This is a genomic window from Myxococcales bacterium (assembly GCA_016717005.1).
Classification (GTDB): domain Bacteria; phylum Myxococcota_A; class Polyangia; order Haliangiales; family Haliangiaceae; genus UBA2376.
The window spans coordinates 574,207-596,779 of sequence record JADJUF010000037.1 but is presented as its reverse complement, the minus strand read 5'-3'; the positions used below and the strand labels follow the sequence as shown (position 1 = coordinate 596,779).

Genomic DNA, 22,573 nt, shown 5'->3' with positions numbered 1-22,573 from the left:
GGACCATCCCATGCCCGTCATGAACATCATCCAGGCCGTCAACGACGCGCTGCGCTTGCAGATGCGCCTGGAGCCCAAGACCGTCGTGCTCGGCGAGGACGTCGGCAAGTTCGGTGGCGTGTTCCGCGCCACCAGCGGCCTGTTCGAGGAGTTCGGCGGCGAGCGCGTCATCGACACGCCGCTGGCCGAGGCCGGCATCATCGGCACCGCGATCGGCATGGCCCTGTACGGCCTGCGGCCGGTGCCGGAGATCCAGTTCGGCGACTTCATCTTCCCGGCGTTCGATCAGATCGTGAACGAGCTGGCGAAGTTCCGGTACCGCTCGGGCGGCCAGTACCCGTGCCCGGTCATCATCCGCACGCCGGTCGGCGGCGGCATCCGCGGCGGCCACTACCACTCGCAGTCGCCCGAGGCGCTGTTCATCCACACGCCCGGCCTCAAGGTGATCGCGCCGTCGAACCCGTACGACGCCAAGGGCCTGCTGCTGGCGTCGATGCGCCAGAACGACCCGATCCTGTTCATGGAGCCCAAGCGCATCTACCGCGCCAGCAAGGGCGAGGTGCCCGAGGGCGACTACACCCTCGAGCTGGGCAAGCTGGCGGTGACCCGCCCCGGCACCCAGGTGACGCTGATCGCCTGGAGCGGCATGGTCTCGATCGCCGAGGAGACCGCGGCCAAGGCCGAGGCCGCCGGGATCTCGGTCGAGGTCCTCGACCTGCGGTCGCTGATGCCGTTCGACATCGACGGGATCCTGGCGTCGGTCAAGAAGACCGGCCGGTGCGTGATCGTCCACGAGGCCCCCAAGACCTGCGGCTTCGGCGCCGAGCTGATCGCCTCGATCCAGGAGCGCGCGCTCGAGCACCTCGAGGCGCCGATCACCCGCGTCACGGGTTCGACACGCCGTTCCCGTACACGCTCGAGCACGAGTACATGCCCAACGCCGATCGCGTCCTCGGCGCGATCCGCCAGACCCTGGAGTGGTGACATGGCCTTCGAGTTCCATCTGCCCGACATCGGCGAGGGCGTCGTCGAAGGCGAGATCGTGTCGTGGAAGGTCAAGGTCGGCGACGTGGTCAAGCTCGACCAGCCGATCGTCGAGATCATGACCGACAAGGCCACCGTCGAGATCCCGTCGCCGCGCGCCGGCACGATCGCGGCGATCAACTACGGCGAGGGGCAGATCTGCCCGGTCGGCGACGTGCTGCTGGTGATCGACGACGGCGCTGGCGCCAGCGCCGGTGGCAACGGCCACGGCCACGCCCACGCCGCCAGCGCCACCGCGCCCGCGCGCTCGCCGGCGCCGCAGCTGCAGCTGGCCGGCCACCTGCCCGAGGCGCTGCCGGCGACGCCACCGGCGCGGATCGAGGTGGTCGACGCCTCGGGCGCGCAGGCGCGCGTGCTGGCGACCCCGGCCACGCGCCGGCTGGCCCGGCAGCTCGGCGTCGCGCTCGGCCGCGTGACCCCGACCGGCAAGCGCGGGCGGGTCACCAGCGACGACGTCAAGGTCTACGCCGCCGCCGGCACGACGATGGCGATGCCCACGCTCACCGCGGCCGCGCCGGCGGCCAAGGCGTTCACGCCGATCGCGATCGCGCGCGGCGGCGACGAGGAGCGGATCCCGCTGCGCGGCATGCGCAAGCGCATCGCCGAGTCGATGACCCGGTCCAAGCAGACCGCGGCCCACTTCACGTACGTCGAGGAGATCGACATGACCGAGCTGGTCGCGGTGCGCGAGCGCGCCAAGACCCGCGCGGCCGATCGCGGCGTCAAGCTCAACTACCTGCCGTTCATCGTCAAGGCGGTCGTGTCGGGCCTGAAGAAGTGGCCGATGCTCAACGCGTCGCTCGACGAGACCACCCAGGAGATCGTCCGCAAGAAGTACTACCACGTGGGCATCGCGGCCCAGGGCCCGCAGGGCCTGGTGGTCTCGGTGGTGCGCGACGCCGACCAGCGCTCGATCTTCGATCTCAGCAAGGAGATCGAGCGGCTGGGCGAGGCCGTGCGCGCCGGCACCGCGACCCGCGAGGAGCTGACCGGCTCGACGTTCACGATCAGCTCGCTGGGCAAGCTCGGCGGCGTGCTGGCCACGCCGATCATCAACTTCCCCGAGGTGGCGGTGGTCGGCGTGCACAAGATCGACGAGAAGCCGGCGGTCCGCGGCGGCCAGATCGTGATCCGCCAGCTCATGAACCTGTCGATCTCGGTGGATCACCGCCTCGCCGACGGCTGGGACGGCGCGATGTTCCTCCAGGACGTGAAGGGCCTGCTCGAGGATCCGACGACGATGTTCATGGAGATGGTCTAGCGCCCGTGGGCTTCACCGACTGGTGGATCCCCGGGGCCGAGCTCGAGGCCGGTGAGGTCGTCAGCGCCACGTGGCTGGCGAACCACAGCTCGGCCAACAGCAGCGCCGGCGGGAAGCTCGAGCTGACCGACCGGCGGCTGCGGTTCCGGCCCAGTCGGGTCGATCGGGCGCTCGGCAGCCGGGTCTGGAGCGTGCCGTTCGCCGCGCTGACCGAGGTCGGCCGCGCGCCGCGGACCTGGCACCCGTTCAACGGCGGCCTGCGCACGCGCCTGCGGCTGGCGACCACCGACGGCGCCGTGCACCTGTTCGTGGTCAACGGCCTCGCGCGCGTGATCGCGGCGATCGACGACGCCCGCGCCGCCGCGTGATCGCCGCTCGAGCTGGCGCCGTGATCACGGGGTCGCGGAGGGCCACGGCGTCGGCGAGGCGGTGGCGGAGGGCGTCGGGGTCGCGGACGGCCACGGCGTCGGCGAGGCGGTGGGGGAGGGCGTCGGGGTCGCGGAGGGCCACGGCGTCGGCGAGGCGGTGGGGGAGGGCGTCGGGGTCGCGGAGGGCCACGGCGTCGGCGAGGCGGTGGGGGAGGGCGTCGGGGTCGCGGACGGCCACGGCGTCGGCGAGGCGGTGGGGGAGGGCGTCGGGGTCGGCGAGCACACCGGCTCGGGCGCGCACGCCGGGTCGGACGCGACCTCGAACTCGCAGTCGTCGACGCACGCCTCGCCGCCCGATCCGGAGCCGCCGCCGGAACCCGAGCCGGCGCCGAGGTCGTCGGTCAGCGCGTAGACGTCGCACGGCATGCACGTGCAGCCGACCTTCTTGCCCTTGGCGCCGCACGACGCCTTCTTGCGACAGGCCTTGACCGAGGCGGCATCCGGCGGCCCGAGCTCGCACATCTCGCGGGTCGTCGGCGCGTCCTTGTCGCCCGGGTTGTCAGGCCAGCGCGGGTCGCCGTCGCCGTCCTTGGGCAGGTACTCGCACTTCACCTTGTCCTTGGCGGTCACGAAGCACATGTCGGCGGCGACGGTCTGGCCCGCCGGGATCGGGGCCTGCCCCGGCAAGAGCCCGGCCTCGCCGCACTTGATGAAGCGCTCGTTCAGGCACTTGTCGTAGTCGGCCGGCGGGACGTCGAGGCGGTTGCAGTCGCAGTCGTCGATGTCCTTGCCGAAGCCCAGACAGATCGGCTTGCCGTTGGTCCAGTTCGCATTCCACTTCTTGCCCGCCGACGGGCCGGCGCAGGCCGCGGCGGTCGGCGTGAACGCCGGGCAGCCCGCGTAGGGATCGCCCAGGTCGTTGCACTCCTGCTTGGTCAGCGGGTCGAGCGACTGATCGACGGCGGGCCCTTCGGCGTAGCAGGCACCCAGGATCGCGATGAGGACGGGGATGAGTCGGCGCATGGCGACTCGAGACTGCAGCGCCCGTGCCGCGGCCGCGGTGGTCGGCCGGCGCGCGCGCGCGGGCGTGGTGCCGCCGCGGTGCCGGCGCGCGCCCGCAGATCGCGGGCGCCCGCTCGCAGCGACGCCGTGCGCGGTCAGGACGGCCGCACGAGCGACGGGGACGGCGACGACAGCGGCGACGGGGACGGGATCGGGGACGGGGTCGCGGTCGGGGACGGGGTCGCGGTCGGGGACGGGGTCGCGGTCGGGGTCGCGGTCGGGGTCGCGGTCGGGGCCGGGGTCGCGGTCGGGGACGGGGTCGGGGACGGGGTCGCGGTCGGGGACGGGGACGGCGGCGGCGGGGTCGGGGTCACCGTCGGGGACGGGGACGGGGTCGGCGGCGGCGGGATCGGCTCGCAGCCCTCCGCGCCGAGCTGCAGCCCCGCGCAGCACGCGCCGCCGCCGGGGCCGGGCGTCTCGCCCTCGGCGGCGCAGCAGCCCCAGCCGGTGGCGTCGCAGCAGTGGCCCTCGGGCCGACCCGGCGACGGCGTGAGGTCGATGCCGCGGCGCTCGCACTCGCATGGATCGGTGATCAGCTCGGGCGGGTTCTTGGTCCGGTCGTAGCAGGCCTGCTCCTCACCGCAGGTGTCGTCGTTGGGATCGGCCGGGTCGCCGCAGCACGCGCTGGGCCCGCAGTCGGCGCCGCCGAGCGTCCGGCAGCGCAGCGAGCACCAGGACACGTCGGTGTGGCACTGCCTGCACGCCGCGGTGCACTCACCGGCAGCGATCTGTGCCGGCGTGCAGCCGCCGACCGCCTTGTGTCCCTCCGAGCACTCGCGATCGATGCAGTCGTCGTGGACGTCGCAGCATTGGCCGCCGGCGCCGCAGCTCCCGCCGACGACGTCGCAGCCGGCCTGGTTGGCCGTGCCGACCTCGTCGACGTAGATGAAGGTGTCGAGGTTTGGCTGCGCTTGTTGATCGCGCGGCGCGATCTCGCCCGGCGGTGCGGTCGTGCGCTCGAGGCAGCCGACGAGCGCGAGGACGACGACGAGTGGGATGATGGCTTTGGTCATGACCGACCTCGATATCAAGGGCCGTGCCACCCCCGTGCAGCGATCCGGTCCGCGTGTCGATGCGTCCGCGCGTCGACGCGCGCGTGCGCCGCGACTGCCAGCCTGCGGCTTGCGGGCTGCGTACCGCAGCGCCCGGTGGCCGCGGCGCCTGGGCGCGTCGCGGTGACGCGCGCGCGCGCATCGCTCGTGGCATCGACCGTGCAGAAGCGCGGTGCATGCTCAACCAAACCAAGTCCAAGAAGTCTTCGCGAATCGGGCTCGCCATGCGTGCGCTGGCCGTCGCGCTGTCGCTCAGCGTCGCCACCGCGGGCTGCACCAGCCCCCAAGATCCGGTCGACGACGTGACCGAGGGCGCGCCCAAGGTGATCGAGGAGGCGCGCATCGAGTTCGACGCCAGCGGCTACCACGCCGTCGTCAACGCCCAGCGCGTCGAAGGCGACGATCTGTTCCACGGGCAGATGGTCATCACCGACGCCAGCGGGGTCGTGCACATGCAGGACATCGAGTACCCCGCGACGCTCGACGCCGCGATGATGCCGACGCCGGTCCACGACGAGACCGGTGACTGGCTCGAGGTCGACGGCAACCGGCTCCGGATCTCCGACACCACGCGGACCGACACTGGCGTCGAGTTCCTGATCGAGGGCGCCGACGGGATCGAGTACCGCTACACCCACACCGGTGGGAACAACCACCACGCGATCCAGATCGTGCTGGGCCCGGCGGCGATCGTCGCCATCGTCGGCATCACGGTCTGCGGCCTGGTGGTCATCACCAGCATCCTGGCCTGCGCCTACAACAACCGCTGCTGGACGTACAGCCTGACCGGCGGCGTGACCGCGCTCTGCACCGGCACCTGCACCGCGTGCCCGCCGACGCCGACGCCGACGGCGACCGCGACCGCCAGCGCGACGCCGCTGCCGTCGCCGACCGCGAGCGCGACGCCGGTGCCGACCGCGACGCCGGTGTCGACGCCGGCGCCGTCGCCGACCGCGAGCGCCACGCCCGCGCCGTCGCCGAGCGCGAGCCCGTCGCCCTCGGGGTCGCCGGTCTGAGGTCAGGCCCACGTGCCCGGGCGACGCTCGCCCGGCACGCTTCGTGCTGAAGCCAGGAGGCGATGACTCGCCGCGCCTGGCTTCTGTGCGTTGTGATCCTCGGCGTCGCCGCCTTCCTCCGGCTGTGGGACCTCGAGCTGCGGCCGCCGCACCACGACGAGGGCGTCAACGGCTGGTTCGTCGAGGGGATGCTCAAGAAGGGCTTCTACGCCTACGACCCCGGCAACTACCACGGGCCGTCGTACTTCTACCTGCTCGCAGGGGCGCGGAAGGTCTTCGGTTTCGGGCTGTGGCAGCTGCGGCTCCCCGGCGCGCTGCTCGGCGTCGCGCTGTGCTTCGTGCCGCTCGTGGTGCGCCGCCAGCTCGGCGCGGCCCGGGCGCTGGCCGCGTGCGCGCTGCTCGCGACCTCGCCGACCCTGGTCTACTACGCCCGCTACGCCATCCACGAGACCCTGCTGGCCGGGCTCGGGCTGCTGGCTGCAGCCTGCACCCTGCGGTGGGCAGCCAGCACCCGCGGCCGCTGGCTGCTGCTGGGCGCGGCCGTCGTCGCGCTGATGGTCGCGACCAAGGAGACCACGGTGTTGTTCCTGGCGGTGGCCGGCCCGTGGCTCGTGGGTGAGGTCGTCGTCGAGTCGATCCGCGCGCGGCGGCTGATGGTGCTCGGGCACCGCCCGCGGTGGTCGTGGCGGGTGCCGGCGATCGCGCTGGCGTGCGTCGCGGTGATGCTGGCGATCCACGTCGCGCTCTTCACCGGGTTCTTCCAGGCGCCGGGCACGCTGACCGCGCAGCTCCAGCGCTCGGTCCGCGCGTACTTCGTCTGGCGCGACACCGGCACCAGCCACGGCGGGCACGTCAAGGACGCCTGCTACTACCTGCACCTCGGCGTCCGCTACGAGCTGGTGCTGTACCTGCTGGCCGCGGTCGGCCTGGTCGCGGGCTTCCGCGAGCGCGCGATCCGCGGGCCCGGTCTGGTCGGGTTCGGCATGCTGGCCGCGTACTCGGCCATCGCCTACAAGATGCCGTGGCTGCCGATGAGCTGGCTGGCGCTCCTGGCGCTCCCGGCCGGCCACGGCGCGGTCGTGCTCGGGCGCGTGCTGGCGGCCGAGGTGTCGGCGCGGCTCGGGACGGTCGCCGCGGTGGCGGTGGCGCTGGTGCCGGCGCTGGCGATCACCGCGCGCGCGTCGTTCGTCCGGCCGGCGGACAAGCGCGAGGCGCTGGCGTACGTCCACACCGACGCCGACTACAACCGCTGGTTCCCCCTGATCGAGGCCGGCGCGGCGCGGCTCGGCGCGCGCCGCATCACCGTCGCGGTCGAGCACGACGCGCAGTGGCCGCTGGCGTGGTCGCTGACGCGCTACCCGCGGACCCGGTGGGCGGCGACCGGGGACGAGGACGTGCTGATCGTCGCGGTCGATCGGTCCGCGCAGGTCGAGGCGCGCCTGCGCCACGCCTACCTGCGGCGGCCGGCGCAGCTGCGCGACTCCGCCCAGCCGGCGTTCATCTACTTCCGCCGGGACCGCTTCGGCCAGGCGCTCGCGGCCCGGATCGCGCGCGGCGAGTTCGCGTCGATCGAGCGCGCGCCGGTCCCGACCGCGCTGGCGGGGCGCTGACGGTGCGCGCCCGCGGACTGCAGGCCGCGGTCGGCACCTCCGCCGGCAAGTGCGCGATCGTCCGGGATCCGGACTCGGCGTGGTGGTTGCAATCGAGGGTGAGCATGAGCACCTCGACCCCGACCATGTCGATCGTCATCCCCGCGTACAACGAGGCCGCCCGGATCGCGCCGACGCTGGCGCGGGTGGTCGCCTACGCCACCGCCCGCTGGGCCCGGTTCGAGATCATCGTCGTCGATGACGGCTCGCGCGATCGCACGGCGGCGGTGGTCGAGGAGGTGGCCGCGGGCTGCGCCAGCGTGCGCCTGGTGCGCCTGTCGGCCAACGCCGGCAAGGGCGCGGCGGTGCGGGCCGGCGTGCTGGCCAGCCGCGGCGCGCTGGTGCTGTTCAGCGACGCCGATCTGTCGACGCCGATCGGCGAGGTCGTGCGGCTCGAGCGGGGGCTGCGCGACGGCGCCGACGTGGCGATCGGCTCGCGCGCGGCGCCGGGCGACGTCGCGCGCACGCAGCCGCTCCTGCGGCGGATCCAGGGCCGCGGCTTCCACTGGGTCGTGCGCGCGCTCGGCTTCCGCGCGGTCGCCTCGATCCGCGACACGCAGTGCGGCTTCAAGCTGTTCCGCGGCGCGGTCGCCCGGGCGCTGTTCCGCGAGCTCACGCTCACCGGGTTCGCCTTCGACGTCGAGCTGCTCGAGCTGGCGTGCGGCCGGTTCCGCGTCGACGAGATCCCGGTCGCGTGGACCCACGTCGACGGCTCGAAGGTCCGGCCCGGCATCGACGCGGCCCGGATGGTGGTCGACCTGATGCGCATCCGCTGGTCGTGGCTGCGGCGGGGCCGGCCGACCTTGGGGCTGCCCGCGGGCGAGCCCGGGGTCGGCTGACGTGCTCGGGCTGGCGTTGATCGTCGGCGCGGCGCTGTTCGGGCGCGGCGCGGTCCGGCGCCTGGGCTGGACGCTGACCCCGCTCGAGACCGTGGCCCTGGCGGCGGCGCTGGCGCTGACCGCGGCGCCGTGGTGCTGGTTCCTGGCGTCGTGGGCGCTGGGCTTCGCGCTCGGCCTGCCGCTCGCGACCGCGGCCCTGGCCGGGCTCGGCCTCGCGCTCGGGCGCGGCGTCGCGCGACGTCCAGGCCCCGCGCTGCCGGGCACCAGCGCGCTGTCGTGGGCGGCGCTGGCGCTGGTGCTGGCGCTCGGGTTCCACGGCCACATGCTCCACGTCGAGGGCGGCGGCCTGTACTCGGGCGGCTCGACCTGGGGCGACCTGGCGCTGCACGCGACGCTCGCCAACCACTTCGCCAGCGGCCCGGTCGATCTGCGCTCGCCGATCACCGCGGGCGCGCCGTTGACCTACCCGTTCCTCGGCGACTTCCTGGTGGCGTGCCTGGTGCGCGGCGGCTGGTCGCTGTCGACCGCGTTCGCGCTGACCGGCTGGGCGACGGCGATGACCGGGTTCGCGCTGATCCAGGCGGTCGCGGTGCGGCTGTTCCGGCGCCGGGCCGCGGCGACGATCGCGGTGTGGCTGATCGTGCTGTCGGGCTCGGCGGTCGGGCTGTGGTACGCGGTCGCGGATCTGCGCGCGCACGGCGCGCCGGCCGAGCTCGCGCGCCTGCCCAGCTACGCCAACGATCCCGCGCGCGGGCTGGTGTGGTCGAACTTCGTCGCCGATCTGCTGCTGCCGCAGCGAGCGCTCCTGGCGGCGCTGCCGGCGGCGTGGGCCGCGGTGTGGGCGCTGCGGGCCGGCGCCGAGGACGAGCAGCCGCGGGCGCCGCTGGTGGCCGCGGTCCTGATCGGCGCGCTGCCGCTGGTGCACGTGCACTCGTTCATCGTGCTGATGGGCCTGCTGGCGCTGACGGTGGCCGTCCGCACCGCGCGGATGGGGCGCGCGGCGCGGCCGTGGTGGCTGGCGCTCGCGGTGGCGGGCGCGCTCGCCGCGCCCCAGCTCGCGTGGCAGCTCGGCGGCGGGTGGCACGCGTCCTTCGGCGGCTGGCGGCTCGGCTGGCTGGCGCCGCGCGGCGCGGCTGGGTTCGGCTGGTTCTGGCTGCGCAGCCTCGGCGCGCTGGCGCTGCTGGCGCCGGTGACCGCGCTGGTGACCTGGCGGCGCGGCCGCGGCAGCTACGCGCGGGTGCTCGGGCTCGGCGCGCTCGGGCTGTTCGTCACCGCGAACCTGTATCAGTTCCAGCCCAACGCCTGGGACAACATCAAGCTGCTGGCCTACGCGTTCATGTTCGGCGCGGTGCTGACCGCCGGCGCGCTCGCGGCGCTGCTCGAGCGCGGCGCGCTGGCCCGCGGCGCGGTCGGCGTCGTGCTGATCGCCGCGACCGGCGCCGGCGCGCTGACCCTGGCGCGCGAGCTCGATCAGCACGATCAGCTCGCGTCGACCGCGGACCTCGCGCTGGCCCGGCAGATCCGCGCGGTCGTGCCCGCCCGCGCGCGCGTGCTCACCGCCGATCAGCACAACCACGTCGTGCCGATGCTGGCCGGGCGCGCGATCGTCATGGGCTATCGCGGCTGGCAGTGGACCCACGGGCACGACACGCGCGCGCTCGAGCGCGACGAGCGCGCGATCTTCCAGGGCGCGCCCGGCGCCGCGCGGTTGATCGAGCACCTCGGCGTCACCCACGTCTACGTCGGCCCCGGCGAGGTCCGCGACTTCGGCGCCGACCGCGCGTGGTTCCGCGCGCGCTACCCGGCGATCCTCACCGTCGGCGAGGTCGAGATCTTCGACGTGCGCAGCCCGCCGCCGTGGCTCGCCCGGCGCGTCACCGCGAGGCGGTCGTGAGCGGCGCGCCGCTCCGCCGGGCGTGGGCGCGGCTGCCGGGCCCGCTCCGCCAGCTGGTCGCCAGCGGCGTCGCGACCTGCGTCGACACCGCGGTGCTCCTGGCGCTGGTCCACGGCGCGGGCCTGGTCGCGGGCGTGGCGGCGGCGCTGGGGTGCCTGGTCGGCGGCGCGGTCAACTTCGCGATCACGCGCGCCTGGGTGTTCGCCGCGCGCGACCGCGCGTGGGTCGGGCAGGCGCTCCGCTACGGCGTGATCGTCGTGGGCGGCGGCGCGGTCGTCAGCGGCCTCGCGGTCGCGGCGCTCGGCGCGGCCGGCCTGCCGCTGCTCGTCGGCAAGGCGATCGCCGTGGTCGTCACGATGCTGGCGTGGACCTACCCGCTGTCGGCGCGGGTCGTGTTCGCCGCGGCGCCAACGCCCACGTCGGCGCCGGCCGCGGCGGGCGCGCGCTGACTCACCGGCGCGGCGACGTGTGGACCGCGGCGGGCGCGCGCTGACTCACCGGCGCGGCGACGTGTGGACCGCGGCGGGCGCGCGCTGACTCACCGGCGCGGCGACGTGTGGACCGCGGCGGGCGCGCGCTGACTCACCGGCGCGGCGACGTGTGGACCGCGGCGGGCGCGCGCTGACTCACCGGCGCGGCGGCACGCGCGGCGGCGGCGTGTGCACCGCGTCGACGAAGCCGCGCAGCGATCGATCGAGCGAGTCGTCGCTGGTGGCGTCGACCGCGGGGAGCTGGTCGGTGCGGCGGCTCCGGCGATCGGTGGGCTCGCCGATCAGCGCGTCGGCGATCAGCGCCAGCTTGATGCCCGGGTTGGTCTCGGCGACGAAGTCGCACAGCTCGTCGCCGTCGGTCTGGGTCAGGTGCTCCGCGACAGCCACGCCGGTGATGTGGTTCGACGGGCGCTCGATCAGGTCGATCGCCTCGAGCGGCGTCGCCGCCTCGTAGGGATCGCAGCCGGCCGCGCGCAGGCGCTCGGCGATGTGGTGACGGCGATCCGGCGACGGATCGACCACCAGCAGCCGCGGTCGGCTGCGCGCGGCCATCGCGGTGTGGACCTCCGCGCCGATCAGCTGCGCGACCTCGTCGGCCAGCGGATCGAACTGCAGCACGAGGTCGTTGAAGTCGCAGCGGATGACGCGTCCGTCCTGGGCGATCCATCCGCCCGGGCCCAGCTCCAGCTCGATCAGCGCCGCTGAGCCCACCGCCGGGCACGGCACGGCGTCATCGACACGCCGCACCTTCACGCCCCCGAGCGACAGGTCGATGCTGCGACCGCGCACCGTGGCCCCGACCGCGTGGATCCTCGCGCCGAGCTCGGTGTCGGCGCGCATGTGACGCCTGCGCTCGTCTCCCATGGTCGAAGTGCCTCCCGTGATCCAGTCTAGGGAGGTCATCGACGGAGATCATCCGAAAAGGACCCAACCTGACGCCGCCACGCCTCGATCTACGTCGACCGTCCAGTCGCGACGGAAAAATCCTTCAATCACCGCCGCCGAGATCCCAGGCGTGCTCGGCGGTGACCGGATCGTCGGCCTGATCGAGGCACGCTGCGCAGAACACCGCCGCGAGGTGTTCGCCCGGGCGTGCGACGAAGCGGCCGCCGCACGCGCGGCAGATGTGGCGTGGGCGCATGCGCGTGCTCGATGCGACGATGCGGCGCGCGGAGCTGGTCGGAGCGTGAGTCACCATGACGACCTCCCGAGTAGCGTGTTTTTTTCGGTGGTACCGCGGACTCTCCCAACTTCATCGTGGCTCCCGCGGAGGAGCGGTCGCAACCGCATTCGTCTCCCGTTCCGCGAGGGGTGTGCGCGGGCACGCTCACGTCGCGCAACCGCCCGGACCACCGTCGACACCGGGCGTCCGTACTTGCGACCGACGCAGGACCTGCGCGACGCTGCAAGCCGTGCAAGCTCGCATCGACGCCGACGAGGTCCAGCTCGGCACCGGCACCGTGATCCACCCCGGCGCGATCCTGTGCGGCGCGGACGGCGGCCGCGCGCGCCGGATCGCCCTCGGTGATCACTGCTACGTCGGCGACAGCGTGCAGATCCGCTGCGACGACTTCGCGCTGGGCGACTACGGCAAGATCCACCACCACACCAACGTCCACGGCGCGCGCCCGTGCCGCATCGGCCACAACGCGTGGATCGGCCAGTACTGCATCATCGACGCGATCGGCGGCATGACCATCGGCGACAACTGCGGCGTCGGCGCGCACTCGCAGCTGTGGAGCCACATCAAGTACGGCGACACGCTCGAGGGCTGCCGCTTCCTCGGCGAGAAGCCGATGTCGATCGGCAAGGACGTGTGGTTCGTCGGGCACTGCATCGTGTCACCGATCACCGCGGGCGATCGCGCGATGGCGATGGTCGGCAGCGTCGTCACGCGCGACATGGCGCCCAACCACGTCTACGGCGGCTCGCCGGCGATCGATCTGACCGCGAAGGTCGGCCCGCAGTTCGCGCCGGTGACCGTCGCCGACAAGCTCGCGCGGCTCACCGCGCTGGTGGCCGAGGCCGGCGTCGACGCGGGCGCGATCGCCGTCGTCGCGACCGCGGCCGAGATCGTCGAGGACGGCCGCAGCTACTTCGTCGTCGACGATCGCACGTACACCAAGCGCGGCACCGCCGCCGAGGTCGCGCTGATGAAGTTCCTGTTGCCGGCCCGCGGCAAGTTCACCCCGCGGTGACGGCGGCCACGGTCGTGGCGACCGTCGATCGATGGTCACGCACGATCGGCGGGGCCGCGGGCGCTCACGCCCCGGCCAGGGGCATCGCGATCGCGATCGCGATCGTGACCAGCAGCGCCGCGACCAGCGCCAGGCGCGGGCGCCGGGTGGTCGGCGGCGGCGCCGCGGGCGGGCCGACGTACCGGGTCAGGTCGACCTTGCAGTGCCGGCACCGCCCGGCGATCGGATGGATCGGCTGACGGCACAGCGGGCAGGGGACCCGCAGCGGAGCGAGCTCGGTCGGCGCGGCCATGCCAGGGAGACGCGCGATGGCCCGCCGCTATTGCAGCGCGGCGCCCAGCGCCCCGGCACGACAGCAGGTGAGGGGTGCGATACGCTTGCCCGGCCATGCCCGCGCGTGAGTTGTTGCGCCGACCCGACGCCCGGGCCGAGTCTGTCGAGGACCTGGTCGCGATGGTCCTGCGCGGCGAGGTCCGCATCCCGGTGTTTCAGCGCCCCCTCAACTGGGACGTGGCGGATGTGGTCGCGCTGTTCGATAGCATCTACCGCGGCTATCCGATCGGATCCTTGCTGCTGCGACGAGCGGCGGCGGCGGCGGGACCGTTTCAGCTCGGTCCGCTCCAGCTCTTTGGCGAAGAGACGACCCACGCGCTGTGGGTCGTGGACGGCCAGCAGCGGCTGACGTCGCTCGCGGCCGGACTGGGGCGGCAGGACGCACCGTCCTCCAAGCCGGTGTCGACCGATCCGTACGCGATCTTCTTCGACCCGGCTACCGAGGTCTTCTCGGGACCGCGGGCCGACGGTCAGATCCCCTCGACGTGGGTCCCGGTGCCGCGGCTGCTGAGCGCCAGCGACCTGAGCGAGTGGGTGTTTACGGCCTGGGCCCACGGCAAGGACGCCGAGCTCAGGGCGATCGTGTTCGAGGCCGGGAAGCGCCTGCGCGACTACAAGGTCCCGATCTACATCATCGAAACCCCTGATGAGCAGGTGGCGCGGTTGATCTTCGACCGGGTCAACACCTCCGGCAAGCAGCTCGAGCGTGAGGACGTCTTCAACGCGCTGTTCGGACACACGGCCGGTGTGCCATCGACGCTGCAGGAGCTCGCGCAGGATCTCGAGCGGCTCGGAATGGGCAGTCCCGACGAAGAGTCGCAGGTGCTCCCCAGCCTCGTGGCGCTGCGCGGCTTCGACGTCACGCGCCGCTTCAGCGAACTGGCCCATGAGCATCCGGATGCGTTCGCGGGCATCACGGTCGAAGCCGCGCCGATCCTGCGGACCGTCCTGGGGTTCTTGCGCACCCACGCCGAGATCCCGCACCTGCGGCTCTTGCCATACTCCGCGCCGATCGTGGTGTTGACGCGATTCTTCGCGAAGCATCGCGAGCCGAGCCCGCGAACCGAAACCTTGCTGGTGCGCTGGACCTGGCGCACGTTCCTGGCCCCGACGCTGGATGATCGCACCCTGCGCCGCCGTGGCGTCGCGGCCATCGATGACGACGAAGAGGGCAGCGCCCAGGCCTTGCTGGCCTTGGTCGACAGCGTGCAGCGCGCTGGGTTCGGGATGCCAGATCGCTTCGATGCCCGTGCGGCGGCGACGCGGCTGGTGTTTCTGGGACTCGCAGCGCAGCAGCCACGCCTCGCCCCTGCCGCCGATGGCGCGACGACGATGCTCGACGTGGCCGGGGCCGTCCGCGACTTCGACCGCGACGCCTTCCGGCAGATCTTCCCCGGCTCCGGTGGGGCGCTTAGTTCCCCGGCCAACCGGTTGCTCCTGCCCGGGCCGGGCTCGGCGCGGGCCGCGCTGGTTGGGCTGCTGGAGGCCGACGGCGACGCACTCCCGTTCTTCCATTCGCACCTGATCGACGGCGACGCTGCGCGCGCGCTGGTCGATGGCGATGCGGAGCGGTTCGTCGCGCTGCGCAAGGCGGTGATCGAGAAAGCGGTGGACACGCACGCCGACCGGCTCGCCGAGTGGGGCCGGAGCGATCGCCCCTCGATCGAGTACTTGCTTCGTCTCGGAGATGAGCCGTGAGTGGTCGCGAGGCGATCGTGCGGCTTGGTGAGCTGCGCGTGGGGCGCTTGGTCGAGGGCGGTGATGCGCGGATCGAGTTCCGGATCGATCCGGACTACCTCGGCATGGCGCGACGCCCGGTGCTCGGCCAGTGGTTCGAAGATCGGCGGCGGGCAACCCAATCAGGCGAGCGCCCAGGCGACCTGCCACCGTTCTTCGCCAACCTCATTCCCGAAGGCGACTTGAAGCTGACGCTCATGGAGCGGCTGAACGTCGCCTACGATGACGACTTCGGCCTCCTGTGCGCAGTCGGGGGTGACCTGCCGGGGGCGATCGTGGTCGAACGGGAGGTTGGTTCCGCACCTCCGCGGCTCGCGCCCGCGCCACCGCCACCGGACAGCGGCGGTCTGCGGTTCTCGCTCGCCGGCGTCCAGCTCAAGTTCTCGATGGTGCGTGGCGCGGACCGGTTCTACATGCCGGGCCACGATCAGCGCGGCGGCTGGATCGCCAAGATCTCGTACGACAAGTACCCCGACCTCGCCGCCAACGAGTGGACGACGATGGAGTGGGCGCGTCGCGCGGGCTTCGATGTGCCTGCGACTGAGCTGCGGCCGTTGGTCGAGCTCGTCGACCTCCCGTACCAAGGTGGGCCTGACGCGCGGGCGTTCCTGATCGAGCGCTACGATCGGTCCCCGGATCGGCGCATCCATCAGGAGGACTTCCAGCAGATCGTGGGGCGGCGGCCGGTCACGAAGTACGATGACATGACCTACGACAAGCTCACGTTGCTCGCGACCAACATCGCCGGCGACGGAACCTACCGGGAGGTGGTGCGGCGGCTCGCGTTCATGGTCGCGTCCGGCAACGACGACGCGCACATGAAGAACTGGTCGGTGGTCTATCCCAACGGCATCGACGCCGTGTTGAGCCCGTTCTACGATCAGGTCTTCACGGCGCAATGGCCAGAGTTCGCGCGTGCGATGGCGTTGAAGGTCGACGGGACCAAGGAGTTCGCCGAGATCGACCTGCGGCACTTTCGCGTGATGGCTGGACGCGTCCAGGCGGACGAGGCCGAGACCGAGGCGATCGTCGCGGCGACGATCGCGACCGTGGCGGACGCCTGGCGCGAGGTGCGTGACCACCCCAACGTGACCGAGTCGTATCGAGCGGCGTTGCGCCGACATTGGCAACGTGTGCCGCTGCTGCGACCGCACGCGCTCGTGATCTGACCGCCCGCCGCTATTGCAGCGCGGCGCCCAGCGCCCCTGCCAGGGTCGGGTGCGCGAACCGAAAGCCGAGGCGGGTCAGCGCGGCCGGCACGACCCGGCGGCCCTCGAGCAGGTACTCGGCCAGCTCGCCGACGGCGGCCTTGAGCGCGAAGGCCGGCACCGGCAGCCACGACGGCCGGTGCATGGCCTGGCCCAGCGCCCGGGCCAGGTCGCGGTTGCGCACGGTGTCGGGGGCGACCAGGTTGATCGGCCCGCGGTAGCGCGCGTCGTCGATCGCCGCCAGGTAGCCGGCGACGGCGTCGTCCTGGTGGATCCACGCGAACCACTGCTCGCCCGAGCCGATCCGGCCGCCCGCGAACAGCTTGAACGGCGTCGTCATCTTGGCGAGCGCGCCGCCGGGACCGATGACCACGCCGGTGCGCATGCGCACGACCCGCACGCCCAACGGCTCGGCGGCGGCGGCCTCGGCCTCCCACGCCTTGCACACCCGCGCCAGGAACGAGCTGCCGGCGCCGTCGGCCTCGGTGATCTCGTCGTCGTCGTCGAGCGAGCGATCGGCGAACGGGTAGTAGTCAGCGCCCGACGCGGTGATGAGCGCGCCCGGGCGGCGCTCGGCTGGCAGGCGCGCCAGGCCCTCGACGATCATCCGGGTCGACTCGACCCGCGAGTCGCGGATGGCCTGCTTGCGGCGCGCGTCCCAGCGGCCGCCCGCGATCGGCTCGCCGGCGAGGTGGACGATCGCGTCGGCGCCGGCGGCGGCGTCGAGCCACGGCCCCGCGGTCTCGAGGTCGGCGACCACGGCGGTCACGCCGTCGCCGAGCGCGGCCCGGGCCCGGGCGGCGTCGCGGCACCAGACGGTCACCTCGTCGCCGCGGGCCACGAGCGCCGCGACCAGCGGTCGACCGAGCAGCCCCGTGGCTCCGGACACGACGATGCGCTTCATCCCCGGTTCATAGCACCGCCGCGCGGCCTCGCCCCGGGCGGGCGGGCGCGGCGATCCGCGCGGCCACGAACGCCTTGGCGTCGGCGCACGCGGTCGCCAGCGTCGCGCCCCGCGCCAGGCCGCAGGCGATCGCGGTCGCCAGCGCGCAGCCGGTGCCGTGCACCGACCCGCCGGCCACGCGCGGGCCGCGCAGCTCGACGACGCCCGCTGGGGCCACGAGCACGTCGATCACCTCGTCGTCGTCGCCGCCCCAGTGGCCGCCCTTGATCAGCACCGCCTCGACGTCGCGCTGATCGCGCAGCACGCTGGCGACGCCGATCGCGTCGGCGATCGAGCTGATCGGCCCCAGCCCGGTGATCGCCCGGGCCTCGTCGGCGTTGGGCGTCACCAGCGCGCAGCCGGGCCCGAGCACGCCGGCCGCGCCGCCGAGCTCGTCGTCGGTCAGCGCCGTCGCGCCCTGGGACGCGCGCGCCACCGGATCCCACACGACCGGCGCCGCCGTCAGCGCCAGCGCCTCGGCCACCGCCTCGGCCATCGCCACCGAGCCGAGCATCCCGATCTTCACCGCCGCCAGCTCGACGTCGGACAGGAGCGCGATCAGCTGCTCGCGCACCATCGCCGGATCGACCGGGTTGACCGCGCGCAGCCCCAGCGTGGTCTGCTCGGTCAGCGCGGTCGCCACCGCCACCGGTCGGCACCCGTGCAGCTCGCACACCCGCACGTCGGCGATCAGCCCGGCCCCGCCCGACGGGTCGAGGCCCGCGATCACCAGGACGTTGGGCGCCTCAGGTGGTCGGTTCATCGAGGGACCCTCGCCTGGGCGCGCGCGCCTCGGGCGTCACCGCCAGACCACGTCGGTCGACGCATCGCCGCGGACCACCTGCCGCGCCCCGGGGCCCAGCGCGCGATCCTGCTCGGAGCGCGCGCCTCAGCCATCGAACGCGGCCAGGCCGGTGACGTCCTGCCCGACCACGAGCGTGTGGATGTCGTGGGTGCCCTCGTAGGTGTAGACGCTCTCGAGGTTCAGCATGTGCCGGCCGCACTGGTAGTCGTCGGTCACGCCGTTGGCGCCGAGGATGTCGCGGGCGTCGCGGGCGATGTCGCGCGCCACGCTGACGCAGTTGCGCTTGGCCAGCGACACGTGGCGCGGCTCGAGCTTGCCGGTGTCCTTGAGCTGGCCCAGCCGCCAGCACATGAGCTGGCCCTTGGTGATCTCCGAGACCATCTCGACCAGCTTCTGCTGGACCAGCTGGTAGCCGGCGATCGGCCGCGAGAACTGCACGCGGTCCTTGGCGTAGCCCAGCGCCTCGTCGTAGCAGCTCATGGCCGCGCCGATCGCGCCGAAGCAGATGCCGAACCGCGCCTGGGTCAGGCACGACAGCGGGCCGCGCATGCCGCGCACGCCCGGCAGGAGCGCGTCCTCGCCGACCTCGACGTCCTCGAGGTGAAGCTCGCTGGTGGTCGACGCGCGCAGCGACCACTTGCCGTGGATGTCGCGGGCGGTGAAGCCCTTGGTCGCGGTCGGCACCAGGAAGCCGTGGACGACGCCGTCGAGCTTGGCCCACACCAGCGCGACCTGCGCGACCGAGCCGTTGGTGATCCAGCGCTTGGTGCCGTTGAGCACGTAGCCGCCGCTGGTGCGCCGGGCGGTGGTGAGCATGCCGGTCGGGTTCGAGCCGAAGTCGGGCTCGGTCAGCCCGAAGCAGCCGATCAGCGTGCCGGCGGCCATGCCCGGCAGGTAGCGCTGCTTCTGCTCCTCCGACCCGAAGGCCCAGATCGGGTACATGACCAGGCTCGACTGCACCGAGCAGAACGACCGGATGCCGGAGTCGCCGCGCTCGAGCTCCTGGCAGATCAGCCCGTAGGCGGTGGCGCTGGTGCCGGGGCAGCCGTAGCCGGTCAGCGACGCGCCCAGGAGGCCCATCTCGCCGAACACCGGCACCAGCTCGTGCGGGAAGGTCCCCGCGGTGAAGTGCTTGCCGATCGTCGGGACGATCCTGTCCGAGACGAAGTCGCGCACGGTGTCACGGATCAGCCGCTCCTCCTCGGTGAAGAGCTCGTCGATCCCGTAGTAGTCGAGTCCGCGGTAGGCGCCGGCCATGGGGTCCTCCTCGCGCGGCCAGGCGCCACGCGGTCGCCGGCGGTATACTCCCGGGCCCATGGTGCGAGCAACCGTCGTCGCGTGCGTGCTGCTGGCCACGGCCACCTCCGCCCGCGCCGACGACGCCGCGGCCCAGCGGTTGGGCCAGGCGTTCGCGGCCTACGACGCCGGCGATCTGGCCGGCGCGACCGCGGCCCTGGCCGGCCTCGAGCCCGAGGCGCTGGCCAACCCCGACTACCTCCTGTGGCTGCGCGGCCAGGTGGCGCTCCTCGACCAGCGCCCGGCCGACGCGGCCCGGGCCTTCGCGGCGCTGGCGGCCATGCCCGACTCGCGGTTCGCGCGCACCGCCGCGTGGCGCGCCGCCGACGCGGCCTGGGACCTGGGCCAGCGGGTCGACGCCGCGCGCAGCTACGCGCGCCTGCGGGCCGCGCCCAACGCCGACGACCACGCCGACCTCGGCGTCGTGGCCTACCGGATCGCGGTGGCCGCGGGCGAGGCCGACCCGGCCCGCGGCCAGGCGGCGCTGCGCGACTTCCTGGCGACCTACCCGGCCCACCCGCTGGCGGCCGAGGCCGATCGCGCGCTGGTCGCGGCCGGCGCCGCGCCGACGTACACCGCCGAGGACCGCATCGCGCGGGCCCAGCGCCTGGTCAGCGCCCACGCCTGGGACGCCGCGGTCGCCGAGCTGACGATGATCGACGCGCGCGTGCCCAAGGCCACGCGGATCCGCCGCGACTACTGGCTGGGCACGACCCTGTTCAAGATGCGCCGCCGCTACGCCGACGCCGGCCGCCTGCTGCTGAGCGTCGCCGACGAGATGCGCTCGGCCGAGGCGCTGTTCCACGGCGCGCGCGCGCTGTCGCGGGCCGATCACGACGACGACGCCATCCGGCACTACCGCCGGGTCGTCAAGCAGTACCCGAAGACCTCCTGGGCCGAGGAGGCGCAGTACCTGACCGGCTGGCTCGAGTTCAACCGCGGCGACTACCGCAAGGCGATCGGGCCGCTGGCCGAGACCATCCGCCGCTATCCGAAGTCGAAGTGGATGGACGACGCGCTGTGGTTCCTGGGCATGAGCCACTACCTGGTCGGCGATCGGGCCGCGGCGCTGCCGCACCTGGCCAAGCTGGCCGCGCGCTCGGGCTCGCTCGAGGCCGGCAAGGGCGCCTACTGGCAGGCGCGCGCGCTCGACGGCCTGGGCCGCGCCGACGAGGCCACGCCGATCTACCAGCGCATCGTCGGGCGCTGGCCGTTCTCCTGGTACGCGCTGCTGGCGACGGCGCGGCTGGGCGAGCGCGGCGTCGCGATCGGCCCGTTCGGCACGACGCCGCCGAGCCCGCGCGGGCCCGAGATCGCCGACACGATCGAGCCGGCGCTCGTCGCCGACCCCGCCATCCGCGCGTTCGACGAGCTGATCACCGCCGGGCTCGCCACCGACGCCGGCGTCGATCTGGCGCGGCGCGAGCGCGGCTTCGTCAAGCGGCACCCGCGCGCGCAGGCGCTGGCGGTGCTGTTCGAGCGCTACGGCGCCGGCCGCAACTGGACGCGGCCGTGGAAGCTGGCCAACGCCTACGACGGCGGCGCCCTCGACACGCCGGCCGAGGGCCGGGCCCGGCCGTGGTGGCTCCACGCGTACCCCGAGGCCTACAAGGACCTCGTCGAGCGGTACCGACCGCTCGGCGGCAGCCCGCCGTACTACCTCTACGCGATCATGCGCAAGGAGAGCGGCTACGACCCGGGGGTGCTGTCGTACGCCGACGCCCAGGGCCTCTTGCAGATGATCCCGGCGACGACGATCCGGGTCGCGCGCCAGCTCCACCTGACCTACGCGCCCGGCGACCTGTACGCGCCCGAGCTCAACATCCACACCGGCAGCTGGTACATCGGCAGGCTGCTCGCCAAGTTCAACGGCCAGATCCCGATCGGCGCGGGCTCGTTCAACAGCGGCCCGCGCCCGGTGGTGAAGTGGGTCGCCGAGAACGGCGCGCGGCCGATCGACGAGTTCGTCGAGCTGGTCAGCTACGTCCAGACCCGCGAGTACATGAAGAAGGTCACCGAGAACTACGCCCGCTACGTCTACCTGTACACCGGCGAGGTCTACGCCCAGCCGCTGGTGGTCGATCAGGGGACGATCGTCGACGACCTGACGTATTGATCGCGGTCACTTGATCGCGGTCACTTGATCGCGGTCACTTGATCGCGGTCACGTTTGGGCTGCCGCTGACCGGCCTGATCGCGAGCCAGCCTCGGTCGACGAGGCCAGCCGGCCGGCGTTGACCGCGGTGGTCCGGCGGGTCTTCGACCACGGCGGCGCGCGCGCGGAACGACGACGATCCGACGGCTTGATCGCCGCCCCGGGTGGGACGACGATCGGCGCGGAGGGCCTGGTTCGACGTCGACGGGTTCCTCGCGGGGCCTGCCCGCCCGCGGCCGGCCGGCGGCGCAGGTGTGTTCCTGGCGCTCGCGATCGGCCTGGCGATCGCCTGCGTCGCCAGCGTCCTGGCCTACCGCGGCGCAGCGGCGCCGGGCGCGCCCAGCGGGTTCGTCGACGACTGACCCGGCGTGCGCCCGTGGCCGGTGCACCTGCGCACCTGGGCGCCGCGCAACCGTGCGCCCGGGTCCGTGTCCTTCCCCGCATGAAGCGCATCGCTCCCCTGTCGCTCGCCATCATGCTCTCGCTCACCGCCGTCGCGGTCGCCCAGCCCAAGGCCGGTCAGCCGACGCCGCCCGCCAAGGCCGACAAGGTCAAGGTCCTCAACATCACCGACGGCGACGACATCACCGGCGACCGCCCCTCCGGCGAGCTGGTCCCGATCGGCATCCGTGAGGCGGCGAAGTCGAGCAGCCTCATCCGCATCCGCCACGACTTCATCGACCTGATCCTGAAGGCCGCCGAGGCCGTCTGAGCCCCCCGCGGCAATGAACACGGGAGCTTGAGGCGGCGGCACGCGCGCGCTGAGCGGCGTGGCAGAGTGCGGTGATGCCGATGTGCATGGCCCGCTTCCAGTTCGCGGCGCCCCTCGATTCGGATCAGTGGCGGGCGCAGCTCCAGCGCGAGGTCGGCGCCCGCCGGGCGAGCCCCCGCAACGTCGAGCTCGAGTGGGGGCCCAGCGCCGCCGGCCCCGGCGGCGAGCTGATGGTGCTGTCGATGGACGCGATCGCGCTGACCTACGCGGCCAAGGTCAGCCTGGCGCTCGGCGGCGCCCGGGTCACGGCCGACGGCGCGCCCTGGGTGGTCCCGACCTGGGCCGCGCCGCGCTGGGTCGACCTGCCGTGGCGCCGCCGGATCCGGATCTGGATCGGGCCGACGCGGTGCTGAGCGCGCGCGGCCCTGGGCGCCCCCGCGTCTCGTCCGCCCGGCCGGCGCCTCGGCCGCGCTCGATCGTGGGCGCGTCGCCAGCGCCCCTGGGGCCCAG

Annotated in this window: 22 protein-coding genes and 1 pseudogene; 15 read left to right on the top strand and 8 right to left on the bottom strand. The window is 73.5% G+C overall.

Annotation, left to right across the window (positions count from 1 at the left end; genetic code table 11):
* Nucleotides 1-10: 10 nt before the first annotated feature.
* The 3 genes and pseudogenes from IPL61_26170 to IPL61_26160 all read left to right on the top strand — a co-directional run bounded on the left by IPL61_26170 (nucleotide 11) and on the right by IPL61_26160 (nucleotide 2,673).
* Nucleotides 11-984: pseudogene (locus IPL61_26170) on the top strand (alpha-ketoacid dehydrogenase subunit beta).
* 1 nt (nucleotide 985) lies between these two features.
* Nucleotides 986-2,305 carry a 2-oxo acid dehydrogenase subunit E2 gene (locus IPL61_26165; GenBank protein ID MBK9034710.1) on the top strand — a complete coding sequence of 440 codons (1,320 nt, stop codon included), beginning with the start codon at nucleotides 986-988 and terminating at the stop codon, nucleotides 2,303-2,305.
* Nucleotides 2,306-2,310: 5 nt separating this feature from the next.
* Nucleotides 2,311-2,673, top strand: coding sequence for a hypothetical protein (locus tag IPL61_26160; protein MBK9034709.1), 363 nt, complete (start codon nucleotides 2,311-2,313; stop codon nucleotides 2,671-2,673).
* Between the two features lie 24 nt (nucleotides 2,674-2,697).
* On the opposite strand, the gene IPL61_26155 is transcribed toward IPL61_26160, so the two are convergent.
* Nucleotides 2,698-3,696, bottom strand: a complete 999-nt coding sequence (locus IPL61_26155; GenBank protein MBK9034708.1) for a hypothetical protein — start codon at nucleotides 3,694-3,696, stop codon at nucleotides 2,698-2,700.
* 134 nt (nucleotides 3,697-3,830) lie between these two features.
* Nucleotides 3,831-4,748 (bottom strand): hypothetical protein, encoded by a 918-nt coding sequence (locus IPL61_26150; protein ID MBK9034707.1) that lies wholly within the window; start codon nucleotides 4,746-4,748, stop codon nucleotides 3,831-3,833.
* A 263-nt stretch (nucleotides 4,749-5,011) separates the two neighbouring features.
* Between IPL61_26150 and IPL61_26145 the strand changes: the two genes are divergently transcribed.
* The 5 genes from IPL61_26145 (at nucleotide 5,012) to IPL61_26125 (ending at nucleotide 10,634) form a co-directional block, all read left to right on the top strand.
* Complete coding sequence (locus IPL61_26145; GenBank protein MBK9034706.1) at nucleotides 5,012-5,803, top strand: hypothetical protein; 792 nt, start codon at nucleotides 5,012-5,014, stop codon at nucleotides 5,801-5,803.
* 62 nt (nucleotides 5,804-5,865) lie between these two features.
* Complete coding sequence (locus IPL61_26140; protein MBK9034705.1) at nucleotides 5,866-7,413, top strand: TIGR03663 family protein; 1,548 nt, start codon at nucleotides 5,866-5,868, stop codon at nucleotides 7,411-7,413.
* A 104-nt stretch (nucleotides 7,414-7,517) separates the two neighbouring features.
* Complete coding sequence (locus IPL61_26135; GenBank protein MBK9034704.1) at nucleotides 7,518-8,291, top strand: glycosyltransferase family 2 protein; 774 nt, start codon at nucleotides 7,518-7,520, stop codon at nucleotides 8,289-8,291.
* A 1-nt stretch (nucleotide 8,292) separates the two neighbouring features.
* Complete coding sequence (locus IPL61_26130) at nucleotides 8,293-10,185, top strand: hypothetical protein (GenBank protein ID MBK9034703.1); 1,893 nt, start codon at nucleotides 8,293-8,295, stop codon at nucleotides 10,183-10,185.
* Nucleotides 10,182-10,634 carry a GtrA family protein gene (locus tag IPL61_26125; protein ID MBK9034702.1) on the top strand — a complete coding sequence of 151 codons (453 nt, stop codon included), beginning with the start codon at nucleotides 10,182-10,184 and terminating at the stop codon, nucleotides 10,632-10,634. Before IPL61_26130 ends, IPL61_26125 begins: the two co-directional genes overlap by 4 nt.
* Before the next feature lie 177 nt (nucleotides 10,635-10,811).
* Here IPL61_26125 and IPL61_26120 read toward each other — a convergent pair whose 3' ends face one another.
* Together IPL61_26120 and IPL61_26115 are read right to left on the bottom strand one after the other, a co-directional pair.
* Entirely contained in the window at nucleotides 10,812-11,516 is a 705-nt protein-coding gene (locus IPL61_26120) for a PilZ domain-containing protein (GenBank protein ID MBK9034701.1), read from the bottom strand.
* A 148-nt stretch (nucleotides 11,517-11,664) separates the two neighbouring features.
* On the bottom strand, nucleotides 11,665-11,817 hold the full coding sequence (locus IPL61_26115) for a hypothetical protein (GenBank protein MBK9034700.1): 153 nt from the start codon (nucleotides 11,815-11,817) through the stop codon (nucleotides 11,665-11,667).
* Nucleotides 11,818-12,088: 271 nt separating this feature from the next.
* Here IPL61_26115 and IPL61_26110 point away from each other — a divergent pair, with 271 nt between their 5' ends.
* On the top strand, nucleotides 12,089-12,874 hold the full coding sequence (locus IPL61_26110; protein MBK9034699.1) for a hypothetical protein: 786 nt from the start codon (nucleotides 12,089-12,091) through the stop codon (nucleotides 12,872-12,874).
* A 64-nt stretch (nucleotides 12,875-12,938) separates the two neighbouring features.
* Here the strand turns inward: IPL61_26110 and IPL61_26105 are convergent, their stop codons facing one another.
* Complete coding sequence (locus tag IPL61_26105; protein ID MBK9034698.1) at nucleotides 12,939-13,166, bottom strand: hypothetical protein; 228 nt, start codon at nucleotides 13,164-13,166, stop codon at nucleotides 12,939-12,941.
* Between the two features lie 95 nt (nucleotides 13,167-13,261).
* Between IPL61_26105 and IPL61_26100 the strand changes: the two genes are divergently transcribed.
* Both IPL61_26100 and IPL61_26095 read left to right on the top strand, forming a co-directional pair.
* Nucleotides 13,262-14,905, top strand: coding sequence for a DUF262 domain-containing protein (locus IPL61_26100; GenBank protein ID MBK9034697.1), 1,644 nt, complete (start codon nucleotides 13,262-13,264; stop codon nucleotides 14,903-14,905).
* Complete coding sequence (locus IPL61_26095; GenBank protein ID MBK9034696.1) at nucleotides 14,902-16,113, top strand: HipA domain-containing protein; 1,212 nt, start codon at nucleotides 14,902-14,904, stop codon at nucleotides 16,111-16,113. Before IPL61_26100 ends, IPL61_26095 begins: the two co-directional genes overlap by 4 nt.
* Nucleotides 16,114-16,123: 10 nt before the next feature.
* On the opposite strand, the gene IPL61_26090 is transcribed toward IPL61_26095, so the two are convergent.
* From IPL61_26090 to IPL61_26080, 3 genes are all read right to left on the bottom strand, one after another.
* Nucleotides 16,124-17,056 (bottom strand): TIGR01777 family protein, encoded by a 933-nt coding sequence (locus tag IPL61_26090; protein ID MBK9034695.1) that lies wholly within the window; start codon nucleotides 17,054-17,056, stop codon nucleotides 16,124-16,126.
* Between the two features lie 7 nt (nucleotides 17,057-17,063).
* Nucleotides 17,064-17,858 (bottom strand): hydroxymethylpyrimidine/phosphomethylpyrimidine kinase, encoded by a 795-nt coding sequence (locus IPL61_26085; GenBank protein ID MBK9034694.1) that lies wholly within the window; start codon nucleotides 17,856-17,858, stop codon nucleotides 17,064-17,066.
* 126 nt (nucleotides 17,859-17,984) lie between these two features.
* On the bottom strand, nucleotides 17,985-19,157 hold the full coding sequence (locus IPL61_26080) for an acyl-CoA dehydrogenase family protein (protein ID MBK9034693.1): 1,173 nt from the start codon (nucleotides 19,155-19,157) through the stop codon (nucleotides 17,985-17,987).
* Between the two features lie 58 nt (nucleotides 19,158-19,215).
* Between IPL61_26080 and IPL61_26075 the strand changes: the two genes are divergently transcribed.
* The 4 genes from IPL61_26075 (at nucleotide 19,216) to IPL61_26060 (ending at nucleotide 22,476) form a co-directional block, all read left to right on the top strand.
* Nucleotides 19,216-21,312, top strand: a complete 2,097-nt coding sequence (locus IPL61_26075) for a transglycosylase SLT domain-containing protein (protein ID MBK9034692.1) — start codon at nucleotides 19,216-19,218, stop codon at nucleotides 21,310-21,312.
* A 203-nt stretch (nucleotides 21,313-21,515) separates the two neighbouring features.
* Nucleotides 21,516-21,713: a hypothetical protein gene (locus tag IPL61_26070; protein ID MBK9034691.1), complete on the top strand. Its 198-nt coding sequence runs from the start codon at nucleotides 21,516-21,518 to the stop codon at nucleotides 21,711-21,713.
* 80 nt (nucleotides 21,714-21,793) lie between these two features.
* Nucleotides 21,794-22,063 (top strand): hypothetical protein, encoded by a 270-nt coding sequence (locus IPL61_26065; protein ID MBK9034690.1) that lies wholly within the window; start codon nucleotides 21,794-21,796, stop codon nucleotides 22,061-22,063.
* A gap of 74 nt (nucleotides 22,064-22,137) precedes the next feature.
* Entirely contained in the window at nucleotides 22,138-22,476 is a 339-nt protein-coding gene (locus IPL61_26060; protein ID MBK9034689.1) for a hypothetical protein, read from the top strand.
* Nucleotides 22,477-22,573 lie beyond the last annotated feature (97 nt).